Raw genomic sequence first — 25,969 nt, 5'->3', positions numbered from 1 at the left:
TATATGGGGGATGAAGATGACGGAGCTATGAAGATAGGTTGGTTTAATGTGGGAAACAAAAGATATTATACTGATAGCAACGGTTTCATGCTTACAGGATGGCAGCAGATTAATAATAGAAAATACTATTTTGAAGACACGGGCTCTATGGTAACAGGTTGGAAGGTTGTAGATGGCAAAAGGAGATACTTTATGTCATTTTCATTAACAGATCCAACCAGATTTGGGGCATTAGCAAAAGATGCTTGTTGGGTTAATGAAGAAGAAAGATATTATATTTTTAATGATGATGGAACAGTAAATGAGTCTAAAAGATTCAATGAATCTAAAACGATGGCACATGATTTTTTAACTTGGGATGCTGAGCCCGTACATGCTGATATTATTATGAAATTAACAGAAGATAGAAACAAAATAAACAATAAATTCTATTACCCATATAGAGAGGTTGTATATCTATATATGTATATAATAGAGACTGCAGATAAGCCAAATATAAGTATGTCATTTGTAAGACATAATGTGAATGGTGAAGGGGAAGCAAATTTTGTATCCTATAAAAACCTTGATTCGATCTTGCCAGGAGGTTATATGATTGGTATTTGTGGATACAATACACAACTCTGCTCTTATCCGGAAGACGACAGTGTATTATTTGAAATGGCATACATAATAGGCCATCCTTCATATGCAGTAATCCCATCTCCTGTCCCAGGAATAGATGGTTATTCATCATATAAAGATGGAGATATTTATATATCAATTCAGTAGGAGGTATAATTATGAAAAAGAAAGTGATAATCTCTATAGTCTCTATTATATTTGTGATTGCATTGGGAACAACTATTTATGCACAATCAGCATATCCAGACGATAACTTATTTTATAGCATAGGCAAATTATTTACCACTCAAAAAAATAGTCCAAAAACAAGAGGCTCTGAAAAAATATATGCGAAAGGTAAAGATATTACGATTACGTGGGATGAGGTTAATGAAATTAAGGAGCGTATGGATTTAGCAGAGCTGAAAGATTCTGAGGATAACGCATATAAGTATGTATTGCAAAGAAAAGTGCTGCTTAATGCAGCTGAAAAAGCAGGCTACAAAGTAACTGATCAAGAAGTTGAGGAGACCATTGAAACATATAAGAAAAATATTAATAAAGCAACAAATAAGGAAGAGTTTGACGCTTTGATAGAAGGGGCTGGTGGAGAAACAAAATATTGGGAGTCATTAAAAAGCACTACACGTACCACCCTTATGATTTCAAAATATCTAACCGATAAACAAAAAGAATTTAGCGGCAATCAAGAAAATAATACAAAAGTAACTATAGGCGGAAATGGAGACTTAAATGATCCTTGGGAGGACGAAAAGGGAAAAATTATACAAAAACTAATTGCCGAACAAGATATTAAAATAATAAAAGAATAATTACATTCTACGTATCGCAACCTCTGGTCTATAAATGGAAAGCATGGCTCCTGCCTGATGAAGAAGCATATAAGCAAAAGAGGAATCCTCCTGGCTGCTATTCTAAAGTCATATCCTTTTCCTTGACAATTTTTGTAAAATATAATACTATAATTTATAGTTATTTATGACAGCGAAAATGATGTTAAGATAGAAAGGATGGTGTTATGGCAGCAATCGATTTAATTGTATTGGGGATGGTGAAAAAGGAGCCTTTAAGTGCCTATGATATTCAAAAATTAGTGGAGTACCGCAATATATCCCGGTGGGTAAAGATTAGTACACCTTCGATCTATAAAAAAGTGATTCAACTGGAGAAGAAGGGATACATTGAAAGTGAGATGGTAAAAGAGGGAAATATGGCGGAAAAAGCTGTATACTCATTAACAGAAAAGGGTGAAAAAGAATTTGAAAAATTAATGCTGGAGATTTCCGAACAGCCGATTCGCATATTTCTGGATTTCAATGCTGTTATAGTTAATTTGGACAGTCTTTCCCCTGAAAACCAGCAGAAATGTCTGCAACGGATTGAACAAAATGTAATGCTATTGAAATTGTATCTGGAAGATAACATTCATTCCAAAGAACAGATGCCTGAGATTCCGGAGACAGGTAAGGCGGTTTTGCAGCAGCAGTATCAATTGGCCCAGTCCATCGAAGCCTGGGTTCATTCAATAAAAGCAGACACGGAAAATAGAAGCTGAATAAGAAAATTTACATCTGCATATTTTAATGGTATACTTTACTATATGGTGAACGCTGTATATCCGTACGGAGGATATGTACGGCAGCACCGTCAGCAAAAGAAGAGCAGTAGAAAGAGGTAGGCAGATGTTAAGTATACTTATGCAGGTATTAGTAGGTTTGATTGCAGGATACATTGCTTCCCGTATTATGAAGCTTAAGGGAGGCGTGGTAAAGTATATCGCAATCGGTGTTGTGGGATCTATTCTAGGAAATCTTTTAATTTCTTTAATTGGCTTTTACGCCATTGGTTTCTTTGCAAAGATAATTGTATCCATCGCAGGAGCCTGCCTGCTGATCTCTATCAGCAGAAGAATTTTATAGTCAGGAGTGTTAAGTGAAAGCCACCGGGAGACCGGTGGCTTTTGTACCTCCCCGTAAAGCCACTGTATGTAGGAATACATTTTTCGTCATAGTTTTTCTAATGAGGAGAGAATGCTTTCTTTTAACTGCAGCAGTTCATCCAGATTTTCTTTTTTGATAGCAGACTTAACCGTGATGACAGGTTCCAGGAGTTCTATCTGCTTTAATTCCCCCAGGAGTGAACGCATTTGCCTGGCAGAGGCCGGAGCCCAGGAACCATTTTCTATAAGTGCCATGGTACGGTTTTGCAAGTTCAGAGCCTTCATATCATGCAGCAGATTCAGCATTGCCGGGTAAATTCCTCCGTTATAAGTGGGAGCGGCCAGTACCAGGTGACTGCAGCGGAAGGCTTCTGCGATCAGCGTGGATATATGGGTAGTAGAAATGTCATAGACAGCAATATTTTTAACTCCTGATTCCGCCAGACTGGAGGCAAGGATATTTACAGCATTTTCAGTATCCCCGTACATAGAACCATAAATCAGGGCGACTGCATGTTCCTCTGGTTCATATCGGCTCCAAAGGCGGTATTTATCCAAAAAATAATCAAGATTGGTGCGCCACACAGGACCGTGCAGGGGACATATCATGCGCAGTTCCATATCAGTCAATTTTTTCAGAGCTGCCTGTACCTGTGCTCCGTATTTCCCTACTATATTCCCGTAATACCGTCTGGCGTCCGGCAGCCAGTCACGGGCGAAATCCACTTCATCATTGAACAAATTTCCGTTCAGGGCCCCAAAACTTCCAAAGGCATCTGCGGAGAATAGAAGCTTTTCTTTTTGCTCGTATGTCATCATAACCTCCGGCCAGTGAACCATCGGAGCAAAACAGAACCTAAGTGTATGTGTCCCCAGGGAGAGGGTAGTACCTTCTTTGATCACAAGGGTCCTTCCATCCAGATTGAGATCATAGAACTGTCGGATGAATGCAAAGGTTTTCGCGTTGCCCACTAGTTTCATTTCAGGAAAGTGCAGCAGCAATTCTTCAATTCCGGCGCAGTGGTCTGGTTCCATATGGTTGATTACCAGATAATTCAGAGAGCGCCCCCTGAGAACATAATGAATATTTTCCAGGAACTGGCGGGTAACAGAGGAATCAACCGTATCGATAAGCGCTGTTTTTTCATCCGATATCAAATATGAGTTGTAGGTAATACCCCGGGAGATGGGAAACAAGTTTTCAAACAAAGCCAGCCTCCGGTCATATCCGCCTACCCAAGTAACCGCATCTGTAATTTTTCTGGTACAATACATGGTTTAAACCCCTTTCTAGAGACATATTAGATATTCATATGATTAGTTATGTCTAACCAACATATAGAATACACTTTTTTTCTTAAAATAGCAAGATATAGATCAAAAATACCAGGCTTTGCTTATTCCTGAATGTTAAGGAATGAAAAGCCTGGTATTTGAATTCGTGGTCAAAGTTATCTTAAAAAACGGAACACACCAATTACCTTCCCCATAATCTGGAGATCACCCTCAACAATTATCGGATCCATAAAATCATTCTCAGGCTGAAGACGGTAATGGCCATTTTCTTTATAAAAGGTTTTCACTGTAGCAGAGTCTTCGATCAAAGCTACGACCATATCTCCATTCTGTGCCGTGGGCTGCTTTGAGACCAGGACATAATCTCCGTTCAGAATCCCTGCATTCACCATACTTTCCCCATCAACATGAAGTAAGAAAGTGTCCGTGTTGGGCATATATTCCGAAGGAATAGGAAAATAATTCTCAACGTTCTCCACAGCCAGAATCGGCTGACCGGCAGCTACTTTACCTACGATAGGAACATTCACAACCTCGCGTCTCACAAGATTAAAAGAGTCGTCAATTATCTCGATAGCACGGGGTTTTGTGGGGTCTCTTCGTATGTAGCCGTTCTTCTCCAATGTCTCCAGGTGGGAGTGGACAGAAGAAGTTGATTTTAAATGAACTGCCTCACAGATTTCGCGGACTGCAGGGGGGAATCCTCTGTTTAATATTTCGCTTTTTATGTATTCTAAAATTTCGGACTGCTTTTTGCTGATTTTGCCGTATGCCATAACCAAACCTCCAGGAATTTTTTCTTATTCAAATAACACGCAGAGGGTAATTCTCTGCCCTCTGAAGCATGTAGAATCAAATATCTTCAGACTTTATTTCTTAATTATCATATCACAAAGAAGAAGAGAATGCAAACAAATATTCGGAATATCTGTTCGGATTTCGACAAAAACCATTGACAAACGCATGTTCGGATTGTATAATTAAAAACATGAATAAGAACAAATGTTTGCGAACATATTTTCGGGAGGCGTAGATATGAATAGAAGAGTGAAGACGTTTTTTGTTGTATTGGCATTGATTCTTGTATCCGGCGGCATCTTTTCCGGAAAGTTTGCTTTGACCGCCAACGCAGGAACAGAGACGGAAGAAAGGTATAAGTATTATACCAGCATCGAGATCGAAAAAGGTGACAGTCTCTGGAGCATAGCCGAGGAATATATGACAGAAGAATATGATTCAAAGGATGAGTATATCAATGAAGTTATGAATATAAATCATCTGGCAACAGATAAGATTTTTGAGGGAAGTTATCTGTGTATTCCATATTATTCCGCAGAGGTAAAATAAGGTTGCTAAAAAATTGGGCACTGATTCCATCAGTGTCCAATTTGCTGTCATGGAGAGATTTTTCTAATGTCCGTATAATTATTCTTGAAATCACAGGAAAAGTAGGTTATACTGAAAGTGTCAATCTATTCGCCAAACACGAGTTTTTCGAATAGATATAGATACATAAGTATACATAATACTATTATTGTAAACCTAAGCATATCATTCGGTTGTTTTCACTATATATTTTATAAGGAGGTATTTTCTATTGAAACAAGAAAAAATGACTTACAGAGAATTGACGGATACAGAAAACATCTTAAAGCTCCGAGAAGTTCTTCACACTTTGCCTGACTTTACACGGGATTTCTTTCGATCCATCAGTACAACCACAACAACCAAAACAAGAATTTCGTATGCTTACGATATCCGCATATTTTTTCAGTTTCTGCTCGATGAAAACCCTGCTTTCAAAAATATGAAAATGACAGAATTTCAATTGGAGGTATTAGACCAAATCAAGGCCATTGATATTGAGGAATATTTAGAATATTTGAAGGCATACCGGGATCATGATAATCTGGACCAGATTGTTACCAATGGTGAACGGGGGCTGAAAAGAAAAATATCTGCTTTGAGAAGTTTTTATGCGTATTATTATAAAATGGAAATGATTCAGACAAATCCTACTGTTTTAGTAGATATTCCCAAAATACATGATAAAACAATTACCCGCCTGGATGCAGACGAGGTGGCACTTCTGCTTGACTATATCGAACATGCAGGGGATACACTTTCCGGTCAGAAAAAGGCATATTATGAAAAGACAAAAACCAGAGACCTGGCTTTAGTGACGCTATTACTTGGAACAGGAATCCGGGTATCGGAATGTGTCGGACTGGATATAGAGGATGTGGATTTTAAAAATAATGGTATCAAAGTAGTACGTAAAGGCGGAAATGAAATGATAATATACTTTGGGCCTGAAGTCGAGAAAGCATTAAAGTCCTATCTTGAGGAGAGGTCACATATTACGCCTCTTCCCGGACATGAACACGCACTCTTCTATTCTACTCAAAAAAAGCGTATGGGAGTAAAGGCGGTTGAAAATCTGGTGAAAAAGTATGCCCAGCAGGTTACTACCACCAAGCATATAACCCCTCATAAGCTTAGAAGTACTTATGGAACTGCTCTTTACCAGGAAACCGGTGATATTTATTTGGTTGCTGATGTGCTTGGACATAAAGATGTGAATACCACAAAGAAGCATTATGCGGCAATGGATGATGCAAGGCGGAGAAAGGCGGCCACTGCGGTTAAACTAAGAGAGAGCTAGCTCATACTAGTTTAAAAGCGGCCAAACGCCTCATTTCCATAGAATGAAGCGTTTGGCCGCATCTGTGTTCTTTAAAAATACTCTTTGCTAAGGGCATCAATCTCTTCTGTCACTGCCTCATATACCCCTGGATACGTACTTCCCGGGCCTCCCATGGTCAGACAGGGGATGAGATATCTGGTGCCCGCAGCCGCAAAGAGCTCTTTAAGCCCATTGCGGATTTTCTCCCGGGACCAGTCCTCCATGTCGTATTTACCATTGTCCAGGCCGGCCATAACTGTAATCCTTCCCCCGTATTCCTTCAATATTTCCGGAATATTATTTTCATATACCGGTCCCTGGATCACATCAATGCCCATCCGGATCATACTGGGGATTAGATTGGCTATATAAGAGTCAGAGTGATGGACAATGATTTCTACCCCATTTTCCTTCCAAAAGCCATAAATCCTCTTGTAAGCCGGCTCTATAAACTCCTCAAACATCTCCGGCGACAGAAAAGAGGTTCTCTGGCTTCCCCAGTCATCGTGATGGAAAAGAGCGTCCGGATGAAGGTGGGATACAATCTCCTCTGCGGCCGCTATCTCCCAGTCAGCGATAAAGTCGATGAGTGCATGCATCTCCTCCGGTTCCTCATAGAAGTTGATCATAGTGTCTTCCATACCCATGAAATAGTGAAGCTTCTCCAGCACTCCGTTGTATACACTGGCCGTGACAAAATATTCCCTGCGGTCTATCCGGGCCGCGGCCTCTATATAAGGGAGCCATTGTTCCTCTGTAAACTTAGTAGGGCAGGGTTTAATTATCTCCCGCCACTTTGTAATGTCCTTCAGGAGCTTATCCTCCCCCTCACAGAGGGGAAACTGTCCGGGTGTATTCTTTGGATAAGTAACTTTCACACCCCAGCCGTTAGTACCCGTCTCTCCCGGCTGGAGATCACATCCGGCGTAAACGCCGATGGGATCCCGGACAAGCCCCAGATAACTATATTGATTAACAAAGCGATCCGGGCTGCCGCCACGTATGGTTTCTCTGGCATTTTCTTTTATTGTCAGCATTTTATTCTCCTGCTATCTATAATTTCCGTATTTAATCAGTGCTTCGAACATGGCATCCAAATTTTCTTCTTTCGCAATGTCAATGCTTCCGTCACAGTCGAAGATATAACCTCCCCCTGGCATACAGATGTCCAGAAGCTCCTTTACCTTTTCGGTCACGCTTTCCGGCGTGCCTGTTTCCAGGAGCAGCATAGGGAAATTCCCAACAATACAGGAGTTTCCTCCTACAACTTTCTTAGCGCGGCGAATATCCACCTGCTCAAAGTGTATCATGCATTTACCCCTTGGCAGATCTGTGAGCTGTTCCAGTCGGGTATTGTATTTCCCTTCTGTATAAAGATACGGTGTGACACCCATATCCAGCAACGCATTTATGATCTTCTTAAAGGGACGCCAGTATAGCTTTTCATACTGTACCGAGCTCATAAAGCCGTCCATTCCCTTGTGCATGGGGAAGCTTACTCTCTTTATAGGCAGATCTGCATCCTTAAAGTACTGAAAACTTGCAATCTCCATATCTGCAATGCGGTAGCAGAATTCTTCCAATTCATCCTCCCGCTCCATCTGATCCATAAGAGTGGGCAGAGTTCCCCGAAAATAATCCCCAATCACATCAAAGGGGACTTCCCCTCCGCCATTAAAAAACGGCGGGATCCCAAGCTCTGTCACCTGTTCATTGCATTGGGCAAAGGCTTTTATTCGCTCTGCTTCCGCCTTGGCCATTTCTGCCAGGATTTCATAGGCCTTTAAAGCTTCCTCTGCATACAGGCCGCTTAGGGGTGGTGTTCCCAGTATAATATTGGGAATAAATCGTATGCTAGACAATCCAGCCAGATTGGGATAAGCCCGGGGAATGTATTTGCGAAGCATAAACCCTGTAAAATCCTGCAGCACCTCCTGGTACTCGTCCTCTCTCATATACTCATGTTCCATTACCTGAAAGGTAGACTGAGCAGGCACCTTGGTTCCAGGACGCCCCGGCCAATCGATCATAGTAGTGCCGGCAAGCTCATTGGCCTTTCCGCTGTTAAAGCCCTGATGCATATTTGCGTCCATCATAGGATATTTTTTGTAAAAATTCACGATTGCCTGGGTTGCTCTGGGATAATTGTACATGGAGTCCGTATTGCTGCATCCATCCAAAGCATAGGGTACGATGCCGATACATGGACAGATTGGCACATGATCCGGCTCTTTCAGTGCAATAGCATCTTCACATCTCTTCAGTTTTATCTCGTATTTTTTTGAGGTTTCTACATTCATAATTTTCCATTCCTTCTGCTATTATAGGTGCTTTTTACGACTTACGCTTTCACACCCTCTTTGGACTCTTTCACATACCGGTAAATCTTAGAGACAATCACACATACAGAGAACACAACTCCCAGATAAGAAACAGCTTTCATAACAATGTTCATCAGCACTCCGAAGGTTCCGAAGTTGGAGAATACAAAAGCGCCGATACATACCACTGCCACCACAAGCTTGTACCACTTGCTGTCCTCCCGCTGAATGTTGGAAGAGGCCACCCATGCCATTCCTGTTGCTGTGGTGTAAGTGGCAAGCACCACGATAATACCGTAAAATGCATAAAATGCACCGCCCAGACGCTGTCCCAGAATCAAAAGAGGAATATCAGTACCGCCTACAACGGAAGCATTTAATACAAACGCAAGGAAAACAAAGATCTGGCACAAGGCTGCGGAAAACTGTCCCAGAACATTTCCCCATACCAGTTCCTTCTGGTGGTCTGCCCTTGTGGACACGTTGGCGCTGTACGCGCTCATGTTCAATACCACATAGGTAAAATTCAGCACTGCGCTGAAAATAAGGCTTCCGGACATGCTGAGTCCGCTCTTTTCTCTGATCAGCATATCACCGGTACTGAAGCTGTCCGTGGGATTGATGTAGCTGTAAACACAGATCACCACCACTGCCAACAGGATGATCGGGGCAATATTTCCCAGAATAGCCGTCAGTTTTTTCATACCAAGCAGGGCGGTGGCCATAACGGCAATCAGCATGATTACTGTACCGATTCGTGTATCCAGTCCAAATGCCTGGTTCATGGAGGATGCACCGCCTGCGATCATACTGCCCACCATCAAGAAGAATGTCAGCGTATTAAACCAATTAATGGCAAGTCCCAGATATTTTCCGCAATAATGGCGATACATCATATCCATGCTGGCCAGTTTGTACTTGCGGCAATCCCTGGAAACGACTGCGATGCACAACAGAATCAGCAGCGCGGAAATAATGATCCCTACAGCCCCGGGAAGTCCATGGGGTGCCCAGAACTGCAGCACCTCTGAACCAGTGGCAAAACCAGCTCCGATACCAAAGGACACATAGGAACCCGCCAGAATTAACAGCGTCTTCATCGAAAAGCTTTTCTCATTACTCATTCTCTTTCACCTTCTCTTTCATTATAAATAATGTCTGTTCCATTAAAGTCCCCCCAGTTATGTCCTATTTTACAGATTCAGAGCTGTATCATAGGCCTGCCTTACCGCGGTGCGGATCAGTCCGGGCTCATAGCAATCTCCGATCCAGGCGAAGTCAATGATCGTATCCCGCAGAGTCTCCACAGTCTCCTCATTGGGTGCAATTCCCGTTGCCGCAATGACTGTATCTGCCTTCAGTGTAATTTGATTTCCGTCTTTATCCTGACAGATCATGCCTTCATCCGTAATCTCCATGCATCTTGTGTTCAATCTGACTTCCACATGATTCTTCTCAATATTCGTCCATAATGCATCCATCTGCATGGCGCCTGTGCCCGGATACGGGGTGTTGGGACCGGAAGCCAGGGCGCCGGACATCTCTACGATAGTGGCCTTTTTCCCGGCCAGTGCAAGTCCAATGGCACACTCTGCTCCGGCAAAGCCTCCGCCGAGCACAAGAACATTCTCTCCTACCTCTGGCTCTCTGTCGTAAAAGTCTACGATCTGAATTGCTTTTTCAATGCCTTTGATGGGTGGAATAATGGGGTGTCCGCCAACTGCCGCGATCACCACATCCGGCATAAGCTCCTCCACTAGTTCAGGCGTCACTTCTGTATTCAGCCGCACCTCAATGGCTTTCCTTGCCACCATGCGCTCCAGATACTCCCGGTAACTCTGAATCCGTTTTTTAAAGGATTCTTTTTCAATAATCCGCATAAGTCCTCCCAGGAAGCCCTTTTTTTCACAGAGGATTACCTCATGGCCACGATCTGCAGCTATGATGGCCGCCTCCATCCCAGCCGGTCCGCCGCCTGCGATCAATACTTTCTTTTTTTCTGTAGGCAGAGGCATAAACTTATAGTCGCTATCCCGTCCGATCTGGGGATTTACAGAACAGTGCAGAGGCAGGTTATAATATCCTCCGGTGAGACAGGCAATGCAGCGCAGACAGGGACGTATCTCATCCACTTTTCCGTGCATGGCCTTTTTCGGAAGATCCGGATCTGCGATCAGAGCCCTGGCCAGCACGACATAGTCAACCATACCGTCTTTGATCCATTTTTCCATAACCGCAGGCTCCGTAATGGCTCCTACTGTTCCCACGGGAATATGTAAATGGTTCTTGATTTCTGCAGCAGCCCGTATATTGTGACCCTCATCTACATCAAACCAGCTTGGAGTAGACAAAAGGGTAGAATCATGAAAATGCAGGGATCCGCAGGACACCTGGATCATATCTGCACCATGCTCCTCCAGCATTTTACAGTACTCAATGCTTTCCTCCAGCTGATATCCCTCTGTCATGCCTTCTTTCCAGGAGATTCTTGCCTCAATCAGGAAATTTGGACCGCAGTATTCCCGGATCTTGTCAATGACCATCATGGTTATACGGGCCCGGTTTTCCAGGCTTCCGCCAAATTCATCTGTCCGGTGATTCAGTACCGGAGATAAAAACTGGGACAAAAGCCATCCATGACCTGCGTGCACCAGCACGGAATCAAAACCGCAGTGTTTTGCCCGTAGGGCCGCTTTACCATAGCTGTCTACCACCTCTTCAATAACATTTTTGGGCATTTCTATAATCTGATGTCTGTGGATGCCATTGCCATCCCCCTGGTCAAACTCATCAATCATGTCGCTGGGGCCATAGTTAATGCGGTTATCGTCATGGAAGTGCATTCCCGCATGGAGCAGCTCCATGGATGCATGGGCTCCCTGAGAGCGGATGGCCCCTGCAATGTCATAAAACCCGGCCTCACTTCTCACATCATAGGCCTTTACCTTGTAGCTCCAGTCCACGCATCCCGTCTCATGTACCACCACATCCCCCAGACACACCATGGCTGCCCCTCCCTGGGCACGGCGCTTTAAGAAGTCCACGTTCTTCACATTGTTGTGGTTCAGGTCCGTCAATTCCTTCATACCTGTAGGGGAACCGAAGATTCTGTTTTTGAAGGTGGTCTTTTTCACCTTCATGGGACTAAATAGATTTGGGAAATACTTATTCATTACTTTGCCCTCCTTTTATGATGCTTTTTTTATATTGTTTTCTTTTTAAAACCCTCTTTTTCTGTATGCTTCTCTCAACTGACCCAAGCCCTGTGCCAGAAGGCTCCTGGCACAGCCAATATTCATCCGCATAAAACCGCTTCCTCCCCTGCCGAACCATCTCCCTGCATCCAGGGCCAGACCTGCCTCCCGCAGCCAGAAATGCTCCAGTGCATCATCATTCAGATGAAGTTTTCTGCAGTCCAGCCACAGCAGATACGTGGCATCCGGCTTCTGGCATGTGATTTTCGGCATCCATTTACCCAGATACCTGTCTACAAAGAGATAATTCTCCCACAGATAAGCGAGTAGCTGTTCTAAATATTCCTCACACTCCGGGTCAGAATAGGCTACATCAAAGGCGGTTACGCCAAAGGCATTGGGTATATTTACCCTTCGGTCCATCTCCTTCACAAAAGCTTCCCGCAGCGCCTCATCAGGTATCAAAATAGCGGATATCTGCAAACCTGCAATGTTGAACGTTTTGGACGGGGCCATGGCAGTCACGCTGATACGCTCATATTCCTTTCCCAAACCGGCCAGAGAATAGAAACGTTTGTGCTGGTAAGTAAGATCAGAGTGGATCTCATCAATGGCCACAATCACCTCATTATGTATGCAGATATCTCCGATACGCTTCAGTTCTTCCTTGTCCAGAACCCGGGAGACGGGGTTTAACGGATGACATAAAAGCAACAGCTTATTTCCAGGATCAGCGGCCAGCAGTTCCAGCTCCTCAAAATTAATTCCCCATTTTTCCCCGTCAAAGACAAGAGGATTTTCTACCAGCTTTCTGCCATTGTTCACCACACTGTCCTGGAAGGGATAATATACGGGAGGCTGCACGATGACCCCTTCTCCGGGCCGAGTAAAAGCTGCCACCATAGCACTTAAGGCCGGTACAATGCCATTACTGAAGGTCACCCACTCCGGCTTCGCCTTCCACCCATTTCTCTTCTCCTGCCACTTGGCCGCCAGTCCCTGAGCCTTGACGGATATGTCGCTGTAACCGTAGATAGGATGGGCTGCCCGCTTGCAGACGGCCTCCACAATCGGACGGGGACAGGGAAAGTCTGTGTCTGCCACCCAGAAAGGCAGCGCCTGAGGGTTTCCAGGAAATTCTTCTTCCATCCCATCCCATTTATGACTCAATGTACCATGCCTGTCTAAAACTTTGTCAAAATCATATTTCATATGAGAACACCTCCTTTATGTTATATGCCATTTATCTTTAATATTATTTATTGTTAATAACATTAACTATATAATATAAAAATAAAGCTGAAAAAGCAATCATATTTTTCATTAAAAAACTACCAAAAATGCATATTGCATTTTGTGCAAATTTGTATATTCCTCTTTTTGTTTTTTTGCTTTACAATTAAGCTATTAAATAGTTTATATGGAGAACCCTTTATGAAAAAAGAACATTTTGAGAAAGTCCGTCAGGCCTTGGACACCTTCGACGAAGGATATGATTATGCATATGAATACGATTCTATGCTCCACGATTACAACGGCTTTATCCTCTACCAGGCCGAATCCCAGTTTATCCGCAAGGTAGGTGATGAGCCGGGCATCACGATTACAGAGCTCAGTGTGTTTTTCGATAAGACCAAGAGTGCCTGCTCCCAGCTAATGTACCGCATGAAAAAGAAGAACCTCCTAAAACAAGTGCGTAACGAACATAATAACCGAGAGTATAATCTCTATCTGACAGACAAAGGCCAGCAGCTCTATCAGTTCCACAAAATTTTTGAGGACGGCTGTTACCGCCGCACTGCGGAAATGCTCAGCTCTTTTACTATGGAGGAATTGGAGACCTATATAAAAATCCAGAAGAAAATGAACGAAGCATTTCTTCTGGACGTAAATGAGAGCAAAGAACGGAATATCCGGTAAATGGTAAGTTTTCTGTTTTCCCACAGATATATCCGCAGGGCATCCAGCCATTCTTCGCCGCAGGTAAATGCGGCGATTGGCACGTCAGCGGGGACAATTTGCACCAGCCCGCCACGTCATCGGTATCCAAAGAGAGATTCCGTTTAATAAACAAGGCCCCTAGTTCTGTTGTATGCACTTTGTCTAAGTTTTTCAGTAATTCATTGCTTAATTTGATTCCCCCCCATTATGCTCCTGCTTCAAGCCTTTCAAAAAAAGGATTATCCTATGTCAAAACTTTCTGAATGAAAGTTGCTGTAATATCTGCCTTGTGCAGCAGTAAATTTCAGCACACAATAATCCGGATCTGTCACACCTTGGGGATAATACATCGTATCACCTTCACGCCAAATCATCTGTTTCGTATCAGCATCCTCCAGCACCTCCATTGTGCCAACCAGCATAACACCTCTATAAAACCGTTTATCGCAAAAATAAATACTGGCGTTTGGATTTTTCAGATACTGAACTACCCTCATAGATGATGTGTTCGTTGTAAACCAAAACTCTTTTATCCCTGTCCTTTTCCGAGGTGGCTGTACATTACACACTTTTTTAATACTACAAATTATTCTGATACATTTTCAAGGATTAAAATATCATGCTTATCTTTATCTCTTAAATCATAGCCTGAATGAAAAATTTTTTGCCCCTTTAAAGAAATACATGGAATTGTCTTTCCTTCAAAATCAGCGTTACCAAAAAGGTCTTTTTCAAACTCATACCAACCACCTTCTAAATCTGCTTGTTTTGCAGTTCCGTCTTCATTCAAGACAAATGGATGTATATCTAAATATCCATATTTGGGGCTATATAGCTCTATTCTTACAGGTTTCCAATCAGTATCTACGTCGTATCCACACTCTAAAAGCAAATTTAACAATTTTTCTGTATATTGTGAATCAAAATTTATATCAATATCTCTATGAACTCTTGTTTGTTTTCCCGCTAATATATCAACGCCCCAGCCACCGTCAATCCAATAAGTAATTCCTGCATTTTCCAATAGTTCAATAACAGTCAGCAAATCTTCTTTTGTTGTCGCTTCTTTTCTACTCATACGTTTTCTCCCCTAAAATGCCGATTTGTCAAGCACGCCTTTTCCGCACAAGGCGTCATAATTCTTATTTTTCTTTTACGGCAGTCCATACCTCTACAAGTCCATCTTTCCCATAGTATTCCAGATCAGGCGCACCGGATTTCATTCTGCCGGTAAGATAGCCCTTGTTGAGCGGACGAGCCTGAATTTGTGATGTTTGAGGAAACAAAGGTGGCCGGGATCCGGGGAACGACTTCTCTGGCTGATAACCGTCTCCCCGGATTGTGGGAAGAATTCATGTGTCGCCATAAAGACCTATTTATGGCGGCCGGCGCAGGGTATGGCATTTGCGAGACACAGCAGACCACTTATACTGAAGACGGCGATGTGTTGTTTGCAACTATGGTGGGAAGCCCTGTGCATGATTTTGAAAGTCTGCCGACATTCTTGTCTTTGGAACAAAAAGTTTTACAGGCGGGGAAATACGCCGTTTTCACCCACCGGGGCACCCTTGCAAACCTGTTTAAAACATATCAATATATTTTTGGAACATGGCTTCAAACAACAAAAGTGGTACTGGACGACCGTGAGGACTTTGAGGTTTATGAGCGCGAGGTGCTGTCCTTCGACGCCCCCGATAATGAAGTTAAAATTTATATACCAGTAAAATGAGAAAGGAACACTGCCGGCAATTATAAGAATTGATAGAATTCATTGACGTAATGCAGGACATCATAAATGATTATTCTCCCGGCTGAAAATAAAATGCCTTCAGCGCCTGCCCGATAAACAGCGTAGAGCCTTCTCCGTACACTGCATCCAGGTTTTCCTGCATTTTTGTATTGGTTATATAGTTTTCAGCCATATCCAGCAGAAACTTGGTTACATCGTCCATCTGATACAGCTGCCTGCAGACAAAGTCCATTTCTCCCACAAGTTCCTTTACCTCAAAAGTATTCACATCCTGGCCGGTTTTATCCGCTATTTTTCTGGTTACCTGCTCCAGCCTGTTTCCATAAGCATCTAATATTTTTGAATTCTTGGGGTTTGCGGACGCTTTGAGAGCGCTTTCTTTATCTCCATACCATTCCACTACTTTAGCAAAGTTTTTCTGCGCCTGCCGGGAGGAGGCGCTTTCCAGGAATTGTTTCTTAAACTGTTCCATACTGCCATACTCTTTTTTGAAAATCTCCTGCTGCTCTTCTGTCATGTTTGTTTCCATACTGCGGTACATATGCTCAAGTTCGGCCTTGCTGAAAACTTCAAAGTTCATCTTGTTATCTCCTTTCAAAATTTCCCCGATGCTGGCGATAATTCGTTCCAGTCTTTCCTTTTTCAGTACCAGCATTCTTTTTTGACGGTATAATAATTCCTTTTTATCAAGATCAGGATTTTCTAAAATTTCCTTGATTTGCTTCAGAGGCAAATCAAGTTCCCGTAAAAAGAGTATCTGCTGTAATTTTTCCAGAGTTTTATCGTCATAAAACCGGTATCCCGCCTCACTGAGCACGGTGGGCTTCAGTAAGTCAATCTCATCGTAATAGTGAAGCGTGCGCACGCTGATACCTGTCAGGTTTGATACCTCTTTTACAGTCCTCATATTCTTCTCCTCCTGTTCCTGATACCTTAATCTTAGCCTATGACGCAGCGTGAGAGTCAACAGTTTTTTAGCAGGGCTTTAATCTGCTATTCTAACCGCAGATAAAGAAACAGCACAAATTCTTTCTCCGTATACTCCACCTCCATATTTCCCCCGTAACGTTTTGCAATTTCCCGTATATTTTCCAACCCATATCCATGTCCCGCTTCTTTTTTATCCGACACGATCTTTCCATGAGAGCTTATCATCCGATTCTCTTTGCTGTTGGCAATTCTCAGACTAAAATATCCCTTCTTTGTCCTGGCCTGAAGATACACCTTCCTTTGGCCCGGATCCTGAATTTTACTGACAGCTTCCAGAGCATTGTCCAGTGCATTAGAAAATATGGTGCAGAGTTCCAGGGAGGTTACCTCCATCACCTGGTTTATTTCCAGATTGAAGTGAACATCAGCCTGCAGCATCTTTAATTTTTCCCATCGATGATTCAGAACGGCATTTAATGCCCGGTCACTGCAGAACTGATTCCCTGTGCCGGCCGGCAGACTGCTGCCGAACTGTTCCAGATACTCTCCTGCACCCCTGATATCCCCCTGTTCCAGACAGCTCTTAATGATCTGGAAGTGGTTATTCATGTCATGGCGCAGCCTCCGGACACTCTCCTGCTGTTCTTCCAGCGAGCGGTAGTACTCTTCTTTCAGCCCTTCTATCTGCAGCGTTTGCCTGTTTTTTACATTCTCAATCACGGGCTGCAGCAGATACAGGATCCCTATGATTGAACTAATTCCGCTGATTACTATGACAAGGGTTCTATAAGAAGCGTAAAATAGACCGGGGCTGTTATAGAACTCAGCTGCAGTTTCCGCATCAAAAGGAGGAAATATAATAACAGTCACCATAGATAGAAATGATATTGTACAGATTACAGATATAATCAGCCAAATCCTTCCTGACATGTAGCGTTTGATTTCCTCTAATCGTTTTTTAAAACCGTAGTACAGTAACGCCCAAGTCAATACTCTCAGTAGATCCAAAAAAAAGCTGGCAGCAAAACAGAGCAGATAATCCACCCCTGCAAGATCATTGCTGTTCTGTTGGAAGAGCAGCATAAAATTAGTTTTAAAGGAATACACCGGATTATTGTACAACAGATAATTCAGCCCCAGAATCAGAGGGTAAAAGATTAGTACCGCTGAGATTCTGTTGATTAGTTCTCCCCTGGTGCAGATCAGCACGATAAACAAAAAAGCAGCCAGCATTCCCAGTACATTTGTGGCATCTGTATCGTATATGGGCAGAATAAGCAAAAACATGCACCAGACCAGAAACAAGAATCTGAGCTTTTTTCTGTATTCCACCAAGAGACCGGAAAGTCTGTACAAAAAGAAAGAAGAGATAAGGTTCATACACATTGACATGATCCATAATACAATTACATAACCTCTGGCCATAACCCCTCCTACTGCTGCAGAAGAAATCTGGCAAATGCACCCGATAACTCCTGGGAATATTTTTTGCTCACCGGGATACTATCTTTCCCTATCAGCACCTGGTTGGGACGCACTTCATCTGCATAAGCCAGATTCACCACATATCGCTGATGGGTGCGGACAAAACAGCCGGGGAGCTGCTTTTGCACCTCTCCCAGCTTTCCGTAAAACTCCAGCTGCCCATTTACCGTATATAAAACAATCTTTCTCAGCTGGCTGCAAAGATACCTGATTTCCCGCACCGGAACCTTGCTCAGGCAGCTGCCCTGCTGTACCGGCAGGCACCGCTGACAGTCCATCTCCAGCCGTTTTACAGCCTCATCCAGCACAAGTGTAATCTTCTCTCTGGCGTAAGGCTTTACGATATAATTTAATGCGCCCACCTCGTAGCCATGGAAAACATAATCCTCATAGCCAGTGACAAATATCAGAACAGCTTCCCTGGAAAAGTGCCGGATCCTCCGTGCTGTTTCTACGCCGTCCATCCCGCTCATCTGAATGTCCAGGAAAATAATGTCTGTCCCATAGGGGTCCTGCTGTACCTTCCGAAGCAGGCATTCGCCGTCCTCATATTCCTCTACTCTATACTCTTGTCCTAAAAGCTGAAAATAGGATTCTGCTATCCTTCTCAGCATCGTCCTCTGCTGCTTCTCGTCATCACAAATTCCCACTGTAACCATACAGCCACCTTCCCCTTGTCATTCCTCTTTTCCTGCCGCTTCCCTTATGCCCACCAGATGCTGGAACTTTCGGTCTGCCGCTCTGTATACCAGATAAATATAACCAAAAATCAGACAGATGGCAAGGAGTATCACACCTATGGCTCTGGTTTCTGCAGATGTTATGATGCCGTCGTTCTGCCAATAGATAAGAAACATGTAGAAGAGGGAAACAGCAACCCCCATAAAATAAGGGAAGAAGAAGATCTTACGCAGCTGGCTGCGGATGCAGAACCTGATATAAGTATGGCTGGCTCCCAGGCGCTGCAGATCCACAAACACCTGCTTGTAATTTATTCCAATAGAGACCCCTCTGGTATAGGCAATGACACCCACAGCGGTCAGACATACAATGGCAATATACACAAACAGCATAATATACACCGACATATTTTTCAGCATATCCTGAGCAAGAAGGACTTTGAATTGGGGATAATATCTCCAGCTGGTGCTCAGCATACTGTTCTCAGGATCCATTTTCAGGCTGCCCTCTCCCGGAGGATATTCTTCATCCATAAAGTAGGGTATCCCCTGGCTCTCATATCTGTATTTTACATAGTTATTGTACCCGGCGTATACCGACGCAGCCTTCGATGTGCGGAGAATTATCTGATTTTTCAGGGCAGATGCAAACGCATAGGTTTCCTTCCAGTTATCCACATCAAAGACAGCTGTCACGTATTTATTTTCTGGCTTCAGACGGCTGCTGTAATTGTCAAATTCCTGATCGTTCAGTACATAAAAGATGTTTCCCAAATCATTCACCAAAGAGGCATCAAACAATACATTTCCCCCATAAGTCAGTGCCTGTGAGTTCCCGGTAGAGGGGTCTGTAAGAAGCAGGCGTTTCTCTCCCTTTGTATGTTTATATGCTCTTTTCACCCCAATCCCGAAGCTCCCTGCAGGTATCTTAACTTCACTGCCCGTTATTCTTGATATGTCGCCAGCCTTCAGAAACATGGCGCTTGCCTCACGCTCTATATAAGTTTCCGTAATACGGCCATCTTTGTCATAAATCTCCTCAGTTCCGTCTACAATTAATTCCAAAACCTCCAGCTCCCGATAATTCTTCACCTCAGTCTGATACGTATCCGCCAGCTTTTGGATCTCCTCCTCTGTGATCTGCTGCTCCCCGGCAGGATAGGTAAACAGGCAATCCACAGGCATATTTTTAATTACCTCCTGATTTTGGGTCCATATGCCCGGCACATAGATGACGGCGAAGAGTCCCCCAAAGACCAATAAGACAATCACACAGATATTTCTCACAGTTTGACGTCCCATAAAGCGCATCATACTGATAGAAATAATATTTTTATAGTACCTCTGCGGATTGCGGCCTTTCTTCCCATGGACCACCAGATAGATGGCTGTCATGTAAACACCCGCCACAGCCAGAAGATAGGTAAGACCCCAAAGCGCCGGCGGCCTCCGGGAGAACAGAATTTTGAATATGTCATATCCAAAATACCCCAGCAGAAATCCCAGAATCACCAGTCCGATTCCCACTCCACCGTACCATCCTTTCACATCCCGGACAGGCTCTGATTTTCTGTGATCATTCAGAATCTCCATAATATTGCTTCTTTTCAGGAAAGCAACGGCCTGGATGAAGCAGCATACAGTTACTGCGGCAGCAAAAGCGACACCCACTCCCAGACCTATGGGGGCAAATTGGTAGCGCATCTCCCTGGTGTCCACAATCAGCAGCTGGAATAATCCCCACACACCTCTGGAAACAGGGATACCCAATGCCAGCCCCAAAAGTGAGGAGGACGCAGTTACCAGACCAATATCCGTAAACAGCACAGACCGCAGCTGACGTTTCCGAGCCCCTATGGCCATAAAAATACCCATCTCTCTGGATTTATATTTTAAAAACAGCGAAGATGCGTATACCGTGAAGATTCCGCAGCCTAAAATAGCAGCCGCAAAGATCATAGTCCCCATTTTTCTGCTGTCCCCCCCTTGGGGAAGAAAGTTCTGTACTGTCGGGCTGAAATAAATCATGGCATAGGACGTAATAAGGGAAACAGAGAGAAGAATACAGAAAGTCAGCAGAAGGTAGTTCTTACGGTTATACCTGCGCAGCTTTCCATATATTTTATTCAGAGTCATGGCTTTCTCCTCCCACTTCCCGGATAACCCCCAGCAGGGCATCCATAAATTCCCGTCTGTTTCCCTCATTCCTTACTTCTCTAAAGATACAGCCGTCCTTCAGTACAATAACTCTGTCGCAGAAGCTGGCCACATAGCTGTCATGGGTAACCATAAAGATGGTAGCCTGCAGCTGTTCCCTGGCCGTCTGGAAAGCGTCGATCACTGCCTGGCAGGATTTACTGTCCAGATTGCCGGTTGGTTCGTCAGCCAAAATAACGGAGGGATGATTCATCAATGCTCTGGCAACTGCGGTTCTCTGCTTCTCTCCCCCTGAAATCTCCGCAGGATATTTCTCCATAATCCTCTCAATCCCAAAAATTGTACACAGCTGCCTGGCCCGGTTCTCCATCTGCAGCGCCTGACTGCCTTTAATCACCTGGGGTACGCAGATATTTTCTAAGACCGTCAGACCGTCAAAGAGCATAAAATCCTGAAATACGAACCCCAGCTTTTAATTGCGCACCCTGGACAGCTCCTCTTCCTTCAGACTTCTGATATTCTGCTCACCCAAAAGAACCTCTCCCCGCTCAAAGGGGATAAAACAGGAAATGCAGTTGAGCAGCGTAGTTTTTCCTGATCCTGACTGCCCCATGATTGCTGCAATCTCTCCCTCCTTAATTTCAAATGACACATCCTTTAATACAGGATATACCGTCTTTCCTGAGGTATAAGACTTGTATAGATGACTAACCTTAAGCATACATAACCCTCTCTTTCTCCTCGTTTTCTTTATGAAACAGAGTTTAACAAATCTTTTTGTCTGAGACTATAAGGGCAGATGTAAGACTTGAACCGTATTTTGTAATACAAAACCTATTTGAGAAATACAATGTCCTATTGCCGGTTTTTGTGATATAATTCTTTATATGACTGGCGATATGAACGAGGGGCCGACAATGCAGAGATCAGGCATTCGTCCTATGCCAACGTATAATCCACATATGGGGGGACACATGAGAATAACAAAAAAAACAAAGACAATCATCACGTTCTTTCTGCTGCTGTTAATCCTCTTAGGTTCTGTGCAGCGCAACACGCTTTCTGTGCAGGCCGAAGCTGCTGTGCCGGAAAAAAAGGTTATTAAAGTAGCATTTCCTTATATTAAAGGCCTGAGTGAGACGGATGAAAAGGGAAATCACCAGGGACTAGTGGTGGATTACCTGAATGAGATTGCCAAGTATACCAATTGGGAATATGAATATATCACCGGGGAGTCTGAGGCGTTGATTACAGACTTTATGAATGGGGAATATGACTTGCTGGGGGGAACCTTTTATTCTCCGGATTTGGAAACATATTTTTCCTATCCTGATTATACGATGGGGAGCAACCGGGCGGTACTCTTCTGCCGCAAAGATAATCTTGATCTCAGAACGTATGATCTCAGCACACTAAACGGCAAAACCATTGGCGTATACGAAAAAGCAGATGAAAAGATTCGCAGGCTGCAGGAGTTTTTGAACTTTAACGGCCTGGAATGTCAGCTGAAGTATTATAAACAGAAGGATATGATGAATGATACGCTTTATCACCATCTGGAAAATGGAGAGGTTGACCTGCTGCTGGGAAACGATCTGGAAGACATTCAGAATTTTCGTGTGATTGCAACCTTTGAGGCACAGCCCTATTATATCTCAGTGGCCCATGGAGAACAGGAGATCATGGACGAACTGAATATGGCCCTGCGTCACATCCTGGAGGGAGATCCGGATTTTGCGGAGAAACACTACGCACTGCATTTTCCTGAACAGCGCACTGCAGATATTCAATATGACCCGGAAGAAGTGGAATATATTAAAAATGCCGGTAAAATCAGAGTGGCTGCGGTAAAGGACTGGCACCCTTACTTCTGTATTGACGGGGACAAGCAGCACCATAATGGGATTATACCAGACGTCCTGGATGAGATCTCTGAATCCTCTGGGCTGGAATTTACCTATTGCTTTGCAGACACTTATACAGATGCCATTCAGATGGTACAGGAGGGAAATGCAGATATTCTGGGATGGTTTCTGGATGCAGAGGACGCTGCCCGGGAACAGGGGCTGGCTCTTACCAAGCCTTTTATCTCTATGAACAATATGATTGTGAAAAATAATTCGGTGAGCTATCCTTCCGGCAATCTTACGGGAGCTGTTCTGGAAGGCCGGGTTCTCCCCGATGATGTGCAGGCTGAAAATATGGTATATTATGCCACCACAGAGGCAAGTGTAAAGGCTGTCAATCAGGGGGAGGCTGATTTTGTCTATGGACTTGCCACCTCTTTGGAAACAGAACTGCAAAAGCCCAGTTACAGAAATATTACGCCGGTTACCTTTTACAACACCAGTACGCCGGTTTCATTTGCTATGGTGCGTCCGGTGGACCCGGAGCTGCTGAGTATTCTGAACAAGGGGATCAGTGACATCCAGGAGGAAGAAATGGATGCTATTACGGGACGTAATTTTGTCTCCGGAAGCTATGTACCCGTGACCCTGAAGGAATTGATTTATGAAAATCCTATGGCAGCTGTCTTGATTGTGGCTGCTTTCCTTCTTCTGATCCTTTTGATTGTTGTATTAATTGCCAGATCCAGAGTGAAAAGTACGGTGCTGCAGGCAGAGCTAAGGCGTGCGGAGGCTGAAAGCAAAGCCAAGGGAGACTTCCTATCCAGAATGAGCCATGAGATACGGACTCCTATGAATGCCATCGCGGGTCTCGTGGATCTTACCTGTATGAAAGAGGGGCTCTCCGGTGAAGTAAAGGGGAACCTTGAGAAGATACGTTCCTCTACAAAGTATCTTCTGGCTCTCCTCAATGATATTCTTGATATGTCTAGGCTGGACGGGGGCATGCTTACCATTGCCTCTGAGCCCTTCTCACTGGAACACCTGTTAAGTGAGGCAGAAGAAATGACCAGGATACAAACCCAGCAAAAAAACCAGGAATTCATCTTCCAGACAGATATTACGCACAGCAGAGTGACGGGAGATCCCATCCGCCTCCGGCAGGTACTCACCAATCTTCTTTCCAATGCAGGCAAATTCACTCCCCCCAGGGGAAGCATCACATTAAAGGTAAAAGAAGAGGCATTTGAGAACGGCAGGGCAGTGTATCGGTTTTCTGTCACCGATACAGGGGACGGGATAGCCCCTGAATTCCAGAAGCAGATCTTCGGTGTCTTTGAACAGTTAGGCACCAGCAGCTCTAAAAGCGAGGGCACCGGCCTTGGGCTTCCTATAAGCCAGAATATCGTAAAGCTGATGGGAGGGGAATTAGAGGTAAATAGTACCCCGAAAAAGGGAACAGAATTTTTCTTCACCTTAAGTCTTCCGGTAGAGGCACCCGAAGAGACGAATAACCCCCAAAAAGAACCTGTCTCCCAAGAGGCCTTTAGAGGAAAGAGGATTCTTCTTGCGGAGGATAATGATTTAAATGCAGAGATTGCCGAAGAGCTTTTAAAGATGAAGGGGATACGTTCTGAGAGGGCCTGTGACGGCCAGGAAGCGGTTTTCATGTTTGAAAGCCACAGTGCAGGGTATTATGATTTGATTCTGATGGATCTGCAGATGCCTGTAAAAAATGGTCTGGAGGCCGCCAGGGAAATCCGCAGCAGTCCATTATCCGGAGGAAGCACGGTTCCCATCTTAGCCATGACAGCCAATACTTTTCAGGAGGATATGGACGCAGCGGCAAAGGCGGGAATGAATGGATTTATCACAAAGCCCGTTGACTCCAATTATATGTACGAAATCTTAAGTGAATATTTGTAGCCACGGAAAGGAGGAATTGCTCTCAGACAGCAATTCCTCCTCCGCTGCTTATATAGCCTATCCCCAGAATTCCTTTTACGATACTCCACAGTCCGTTCAATATCCCGTTGTCCATAAGGGTCAGCGGACGGCTGAGGACCCCTGTCATCAGCAATACAATGAGGATCAGCGGCATATACCGTCCGGCCCTCTGGTAATAGTACTGTACCCTGGGAAAAAGCTCCCGCAGTACATTGGAGCCGTCCAGCGGCGGAATGGGAATCAGATTAAAGACGCCCAGTCCCACATTAATAACAGCCAGATAATAAGACAGGTAATAGAAATAGGCAAATATCCCTGTGGGCATCCCTCCAAAGATGCGTACTATGAGACCAAATATAAACATTGAAACAAATGCCATAAGAAAGTTCATGACAGGACCCGCAAGAGCCACTTGGATCATCCCTTTGCGGGGATCTTTATAATACCGGGGACAGACGCGGACGGGTTTCGCCCACCCCATGTGAAACAACAGAAGACACAAGGTTCCCATAAGGTCCAGATGCTTGAGCGGGTTTACAGACAGCCTTCCATCCTGTTTAGGCGTGGGATCTCCCAAACGGTAGGAGACGTAGCCATGGGCAAACTCATGGGCTGTAATCGCCAGTAAAACTGCTGGAACCGTATAGATTAACTGTTGAAGAATCTGATAATAATAGCTTGAATACAACATAGCACACTCTCCTGTTTTTTCTTAGACATTCTGCCCTCTCAAGCATGATTTTCGGGCAGATATACGGTATTTGCCGTACATTAAAGTTATAATATAAAGATATCGTGAGATAGTCAATGTAAATTCTATGAAGAAACCATAAAATTAAAAGGGGCTGTGAAAAAAGCCCCTTTTATAAGACCATCGGCATAGTCGATGGTCTTATATTGTATTTAGATACCTTTTGGGAGTAAAAAAGGACATAAAATCCCCCTCCCCACAGATTACTGCTTTTTCTTTTTAGGCTGCTTTCTGTCGTCTCATCTGCTTATTATGATATTTATAAAGATTATGGCCTATGGAAACCAGAAATATCTCCATTCGCACTGATTCGATTCCTCTTCTTACGATTCTTTTATACCAGCGGTCATTTTTTATGATTCCAAATGTTCCCTCTGCCTGAATCGAACGGTTCATTCTTAACAGGGCTCCATGGATGCTT

Annotated in this window: 24 protein-coding genes and 2 pseudogenes; 9 read left to right on the top strand and 17 right to left on the bottom strand. The window is 43.9% G+C overall.

Annotated features, from left to right (window positions below; translation table 11 throughout):
• Positions 1-3: 3 nt before the first annotated feature.
• The 4 genes from BUA56_RS19930 (at position 4) to BUA56_RS19915 (ending at position 2,543) form a co-directional block, all read left to right on the top strand.
• Entirely contained in the window at positions 4-771 is a 768-nt protein-coding gene (locus BUA56_RS19930; protein WP_072854529.1) for an N-acetylmuramoyl-L-alanine amidase family protein, read from the top strand.
• A gap of 11 nt (positions 772-782) precedes the next feature.
• The gene (locus BUA56_RS19925; RefSeq protein ID WP_072854528.1) at positions 783-1,436 is read left to right on the top strand and encodes a SurA N-terminal domain-containing protein; all 654 of its coding nucleotides are present in this window, start codon (positions 783-785) and stop codon (positions 1,434-1,436) included.
• A gap of 206 nt (positions 1,437-1,642) precedes the next feature.
• The gene (locus tag BUA56_RS19920) at positions 1,643-2,179 is read left to right on the top strand and encodes a PadR family transcriptional regulator (protein WP_072854527.1); all 537 of its coding nucleotides are present in this window, start codon (positions 1,643-1,645) and stop codon (positions 2,177-2,179) included.
• A 127-nt stretch (positions 2,180-2,306) separates the two neighbouring features.
• On the top strand, positions 2,307-2,543 hold the full coding sequence (locus BUA56_RS19915; protein WP_072854526.1) for a GlsB/YeaQ/YmgE family stress response membrane protein: 237 nt from the start codon (positions 2,307-2,309) through the stop codon (positions 2,541-2,543).
• Positions 2,544-2,629: 86 nt separating this feature from the next.
• Here BUA56_RS19915 and BUA56_RS19910 read toward each other — a convergent pair whose 3' ends face one another.
• Both BUA56_RS19910 and lexA read right to left on the bottom strand, forming a co-directional pair.
• Positions 2,630-3,838 (bottom strand): FprA family A-type flavoprotein, encoded by a 1,209-nt coding sequence (locus BUA56_RS19910; protein WP_072854525.1) that lies wholly within the window; start codon positions 3,836-3,838, stop codon positions 2,630-2,632.
• Positions 3,839-4,014: 176 nt separating this feature from the next.
• Positions 4,015-4,635 carry a transcriptional repressor LexA gene (gene lexA, locus BUA56_RS19905; RefSeq protein WP_072854524.1) on the bottom strand — a complete coding sequence of 207 codons (621 nt, stop codon included), beginning with the start codon at positions 4,633-4,635 and terminating at the stop codon, positions 4,015-4,017.
• A gap of 259 nt (positions 4,636-4,894) precedes the next feature.
• On the opposite strand from lexA, the gene yneA reads away from it, so the two are divergent.
• Positions 4,895-5,206: a cell division suppressor protein YneA gene (gene yneA / locus BUA56_RS19900; RefSeq protein WP_072854523.1), complete on the top strand. Its 312-nt coding sequence runs from the start codon at positions 4,895-4,897 to the stop codon at positions 5,204-5,206.
• 265 nt (positions 5,207-5,471) lie between these two features.
• Positions 5,472-6,524 (top strand): tyrosine-type recombinase/integrase, encoded by a 1,053-nt coding sequence (locus tag BUA56_RS19895; RefSeq protein ID WP_187143915.1) that lies wholly within the window; start codon positions 5,472-5,474, stop codon positions 6,522-6,524.
• Positions 6,525-6,595: 71 nt separating this feature from the next.
• Here the strand turns inward: BUA56_RS19895 and BUA56_RS19890 are convergent, their stop codons facing one another.
• The 5 genes from BUA56_RS19890 to BUA56_RS19870 all read right to left on the bottom strand — a co-directional run bounded on the left by BUA56_RS19890 (position 6,596) and on the right by BUA56_RS19870 (position 13,272).
• Positions 6,596-7,582 carry a uroporphyrinogen decarboxylase family protein gene (locus BUA56_RS19890; protein WP_072854521.1) on the bottom strand — a complete coding sequence of 329 codons (987 nt, stop codon included), beginning with the start codon at positions 7,580-7,582 and terminating at the stop codon, positions 6,596-6,598.
• Positions 7,583-7,594: 12 nt separating this feature from the next.
• The gene (locus BUA56_RS19885) at positions 7,595-8,845 is read right to left on the bottom strand and encodes a uroporphyrinogen decarboxylase family protein (protein WP_072854520.1); all 1,251 of its coding nucleotides are present in this window, start codon (positions 8,843-8,845) and stop codon (positions 7,595-7,597) included.
• A gap of 41 nt (positions 8,846-8,886) precedes the next feature.
• Positions 8,887-9,990 (bottom strand): YkvI family membrane protein, encoded by a 1,104-nt coding sequence (locus tag BUA56_RS19880; RefSeq protein ID WP_072854519.1) that lies wholly within the window; start codon positions 9,988-9,990, stop codon positions 8,887-8,889.
• 69 nt (positions 9,991-10,059) lie between these two features.
• Entirely contained in the window at positions 10,060-12,039 is a 1,980-nt protein-coding gene (locus BUA56_RS19875; protein WP_072854518.1) for an oxidoreductase, read from the bottom strand.
• Positions 12,040-12,084: 45 nt separating this feature from the next.
• Complete coding sequence (locus tag BUA56_RS19870) at positions 12,085-13,272, bottom strand: MalY/PatB family protein (protein WP_072854517.1); 1,188 nt, start codon at positions 13,270-13,272, stop codon at positions 12,085-12,087.
• Between the two features lie 222 nt (positions 13,273-13,494).
• Between BUA56_RS19870 and BUA56_RS19865 the strand changes: the two genes are divergently transcribed.
• Positions 13,495-13,980 (top strand): MarR family winged helix-turn-helix transcriptional regulator, encoded by a 486-nt coding sequence (locus BUA56_RS19865; protein WP_072854516.1) that lies wholly within the window; start codon positions 13,495-13,497, stop codon positions 13,978-13,980.
• Here BUA56_RS19865 and BUA56_RS24095 read toward each other — a convergent pair.
• From BUA56_RS24095 to BUA56_RS19850, 3 genes and pseudogenes are all read right to left on the bottom strand, one after another.
• Positions 13,883-14,176 (bottom strand): DUF3781 domain-containing protein, encoded by a 294-nt coding sequence (locus BUA56_RS24095; RefSeq protein WP_423241207.1) that lies wholly within the window; start codon positions 14,174-14,176, stop codon positions 13,883-13,885. The two genes, BUA56_RS19865 and BUA56_RS24095, sit on opposite strands and share 98 nt — an antisense overlap.
• A gap of 64 nt (positions 14,177-14,240) precedes the next feature.
• Positions 14,241-14,555: pseudogene (locus tag BUA56_RS19855) on the bottom strand (pyridoxamine 5'-phosphate oxidase family protein); the annotation flags it as partial.
• A gap of 32 nt (positions 14,556-14,587) precedes the next feature.
• The gene (locus tag BUA56_RS19850) at positions 14,588-15,079 is read right to left on the bottom strand and encodes a nucleotidyltransferase domain-containing protein (protein WP_072854515.1); all 492 of its coding nucleotides are present in this window, start codon (positions 15,077-15,079) and stop codon (positions 14,588-14,590) included.
• Between the two features lie 189 nt (positions 15,080-15,268).
• Between BUA56_RS19850 and BUA56_RS19840 the strand changes: the two genes are divergently transcribed.
• Positions 15,269-15,730, top strand: a complete 462-nt coding sequence (locus BUA56_RS19840) for a GyrI-like domain-containing protein (RefSeq protein WP_072854514.1) — start codon at positions 15,269-15,271, stop codon at positions 15,728-15,730.
• A 70-nt stretch (positions 15,731-15,800) separates the two neighbouring features.
• Here BUA56_RS19840 and BUA56_RS19835 read toward each other — a convergent pair whose 3' ends face one another.
• The 5 genes and pseudogenes from BUA56_RS19835 to BUA56_RS19815 form a co-directional block, all read right to left on the bottom strand.
• The gene (locus BUA56_RS19835; RefSeq protein ID WP_072854513.1) at positions 15,801-16,658 is read right to left on the bottom strand and encodes a MerR family transcriptional regulator; all 858 of its coding nucleotides are present in this window, start codon (positions 16,656-16,658) and stop codon (positions 15,801-15,803) included.
• An 86-nt stretch (positions 16,659-16,744) separates the two neighbouring features.
• Entirely contained in the window at positions 16,745-18,106 is a 1,362-nt protein-coding gene (locus tag BUA56_RS19830) for a sensor histidine kinase (protein WP_084068146.1), read from the bottom strand.
• Positions 18,107-18,114: 8 nt separating this feature from the next.
• Positions 18,115-18,825, bottom strand: coding sequence for a LytR/AlgR family response regulator transcription factor (locus BUA56_RS19825; protein WP_072854512.1), 711 nt, complete (start codon positions 18,823-18,825; stop codon positions 18,115-18,117).
• An 18-nt stretch (positions 18,826-18,843) separates the two neighbouring features.
• On the bottom strand, positions 18,844-20,982 hold the full coding sequence (locus BUA56_RS19820; RefSeq protein ID WP_072854511.1) for an FtsX-like permease family protein: 2,139 nt from the start codon (positions 20,980-20,982) through the stop codon (positions 18,844-18,846).
• A pseudogene (locus BUA56_RS19815) lies at positions 20,969-21,724 on the bottom strand (ABC transporter ATP-binding protein). Before BUA56_RS19815 ends, BUA56_RS19820 begins: the two are co-directional and overlap by 14 nt.
• A gap of 253 nt (positions 21,725-21,977) precedes the next feature.
• On the opposite strand from BUA56_RS19815, the gene BUA56_RS19810 reads away from it, so the two are divergent.
• Entirely contained in the window at positions 21,978-24,776 is a 2,799-nt protein-coding gene (locus BUA56_RS19810; protein WP_084068144.1) for an ATP-binding protein, read from the top strand.
• A gap of 22 nt (positions 24,777-24,798) precedes the next feature.
• On the opposite strand, the gene BUA56_RS19805 is transcribed toward BUA56_RS19810, so the two are convergent.
• Both BUA56_RS19805 and BUA56_RS19800 read right to left on the bottom strand, forming a co-directional pair.
• Positions 24,799-25,488 carry a site-2 protease family protein gene (locus BUA56_RS19805; protein ID WP_072854510.1) on the bottom strand — a complete coding sequence of 230 codons (690 nt, stop codon included), beginning with the start codon at positions 25,486-25,488 and terminating at the stop codon, positions 24,799-24,801.
• A 279-nt stretch (positions 25,489-25,767) separates the two neighbouring features.
• On the bottom strand, positions 25,768-25,969 hold a 202-nt coding region (locus tag BUA56_RS19800; RefSeq protein WP_072854206.1), incomplete at its 5' end, for a transposase.

Source organism: Lactonifactor longoviformis DSM 17459 (genome assembly GCF_900129135.1).
Classification (GTDB): Bacteria; Bacillota; Clostridia; order Lachnospirales; family Lachnospiraceae; genus Lactonifactor; species Lactonifactor longoviformis.
The sequence above is the reverse complement of the archived record's forward strand: the minus strand, read 5'-3'. Positions and strand labels throughout refer to the sequence as shown.

Excerpts from the sequence above, each read along its gene's own strand:
- BUA56_RS19850 (WP_072854515.1), bottom strand. The coding sequence starts at position 15,079 with ATGAGTAGAAAAGAAGCGACAACAAAAGAAGATTTGCTGACTGTTATT.
- BUA56_RS19910 (WP_072854525.1), bottom strand. The coding sequence starts at position 3,838 with ATGTATTGTACCAGAAAAATTACAGATGCGGTTACTTGGGTAGGCGGA.
- BUA56_RS19825 (WP_072854512.1), bottom strand. The coding sequence starts at position 18,825 with ATGGTTACAGTGGGAATTTGTGATGACGAGAAGCAGCAGAGGACGATG.
- BUA56_RS19885 (WP_072854520.1), bottom strand. The coding sequence starts at position 8,845 with ATGAATGTAGAAACCTCAAAAAAATACGAGATAAAACTGAAGAGATGT.
- BUA56_RS19805 (WP_072854510.1), bottom strand. The coding sequence starts at position 25,488 with ATGTTGTATTCAAGCTATTATTATCAGATTCTTCAACAGTTAATCTAT.
- BUA56_RS19920 (WP_072854527.1), top strand. The coding sequence starts at position 1,643 with ATGGCAGCAATCGATTTAATTGTATTGGGGATGGTGAAAAAGGAGCCT.
- BUA56_RS19875 (WP_072854518.1), bottom strand. The coding sequence starts at position 12,039 with ATGAATAAGTATTTCCCAAATCTATTTAGTCCCATGAAGGTGAAAAAG.
- BUA56_RS19915 (WP_072854526.1), top strand. The coding sequence starts at position 2,307 with ATGTTAAGTATACTTATGCAGGTATTAGTAGGTTTGATTGCAGGATAC.
- BUA56_RS19820 (WP_072854511.1), bottom strand. The coding sequence starts at position 20,982 with ATGACTCTGAATAAAATATATGGAAAGCTGCGCAGGTATAACCGTAAG.
- BUA56_RS19925 (WP_072854528.1), top strand. The coding sequence starts at position 783 with ATGAAAAAGAAAGTGATAATCTCTATAGTCTCTATTATATTTGTGATT.
- BUA56_RS19890 (WP_072854521.1), bottom strand. The coding sequence starts at position 7,582 with ATGCTGACAATAAAAGAAAATGCCAGAGAAACCATACGTGGCGGCAGC.
- BUA56_RS19930 (WP_072854529.1), top strand. The coding sequence starts at position 4 with ATGGGGGATGAAGATGACGGAGCTATGAAGATAGGTTGGTTTAATGTG.
- BUA56_RS19880 (WP_072854519.1), bottom strand. The coding sequence starts at position 9,990 with ATGAGTAATGAGAAAAGCTTTTCGATGAAGACGCTGTTAATTCTGGCG.
- BUA56_RS19895 (WP_187143915.1), top strand. The coding sequence starts at position 5,472 with ATGACTTACAGAGAATTGACGGATACAGAAAACATCTTAAAGCTCCGA.
- BUA56_RS19865 (WP_072854516.1), top strand. The coding sequence starts at position 13,495 with ATGAAAAAAGAACATTTTGAGAAAGTCCGTCAGGCCTTGGACACCTTC.
- BUA56_RS19830 (WP_084068146.1), bottom strand. The coding sequence starts at position 18,106 with ATGGCCAGAGGTTATGTAATTGTATTATGGATCATGTCAATGTGTATG.
- lexA (WP_072854524.1), bottom strand. The coding sequence starts at position 4,635 with ATGGCATACGGCAAAATCAGCAAAAAGCAGTCCGAAATTTTAGAATAC.
- yneA (WP_072854523.1), top strand. The coding sequence starts at position 4,895 with ATGAATAGAAGAGTGAAGACGTTTTTTGTTGTATTGGCATTGATTCTT.
- BUA56_RS19870 (WP_072854517.1), bottom strand. The coding sequence starts at position 13,272 with ATGAAATATGATTTTGACAAAGTTTTAGACAGGCATGGTACATTGAGT.
- BUA56_RS19835 (WP_072854513.1), bottom strand. The coding sequence starts at position 16,658 with ATGAGGACTGTAAAAGAGGTATCAAACCTGACAGGTATCAGCGTGCGC.
- BUA56_RS19810 (WP_084068144.1), top strand. The coding sequence starts at position 21,978 with ATGAGAATAACAAAAAAAACAAAGACAATCATCACGTTCTTTCTGCTG.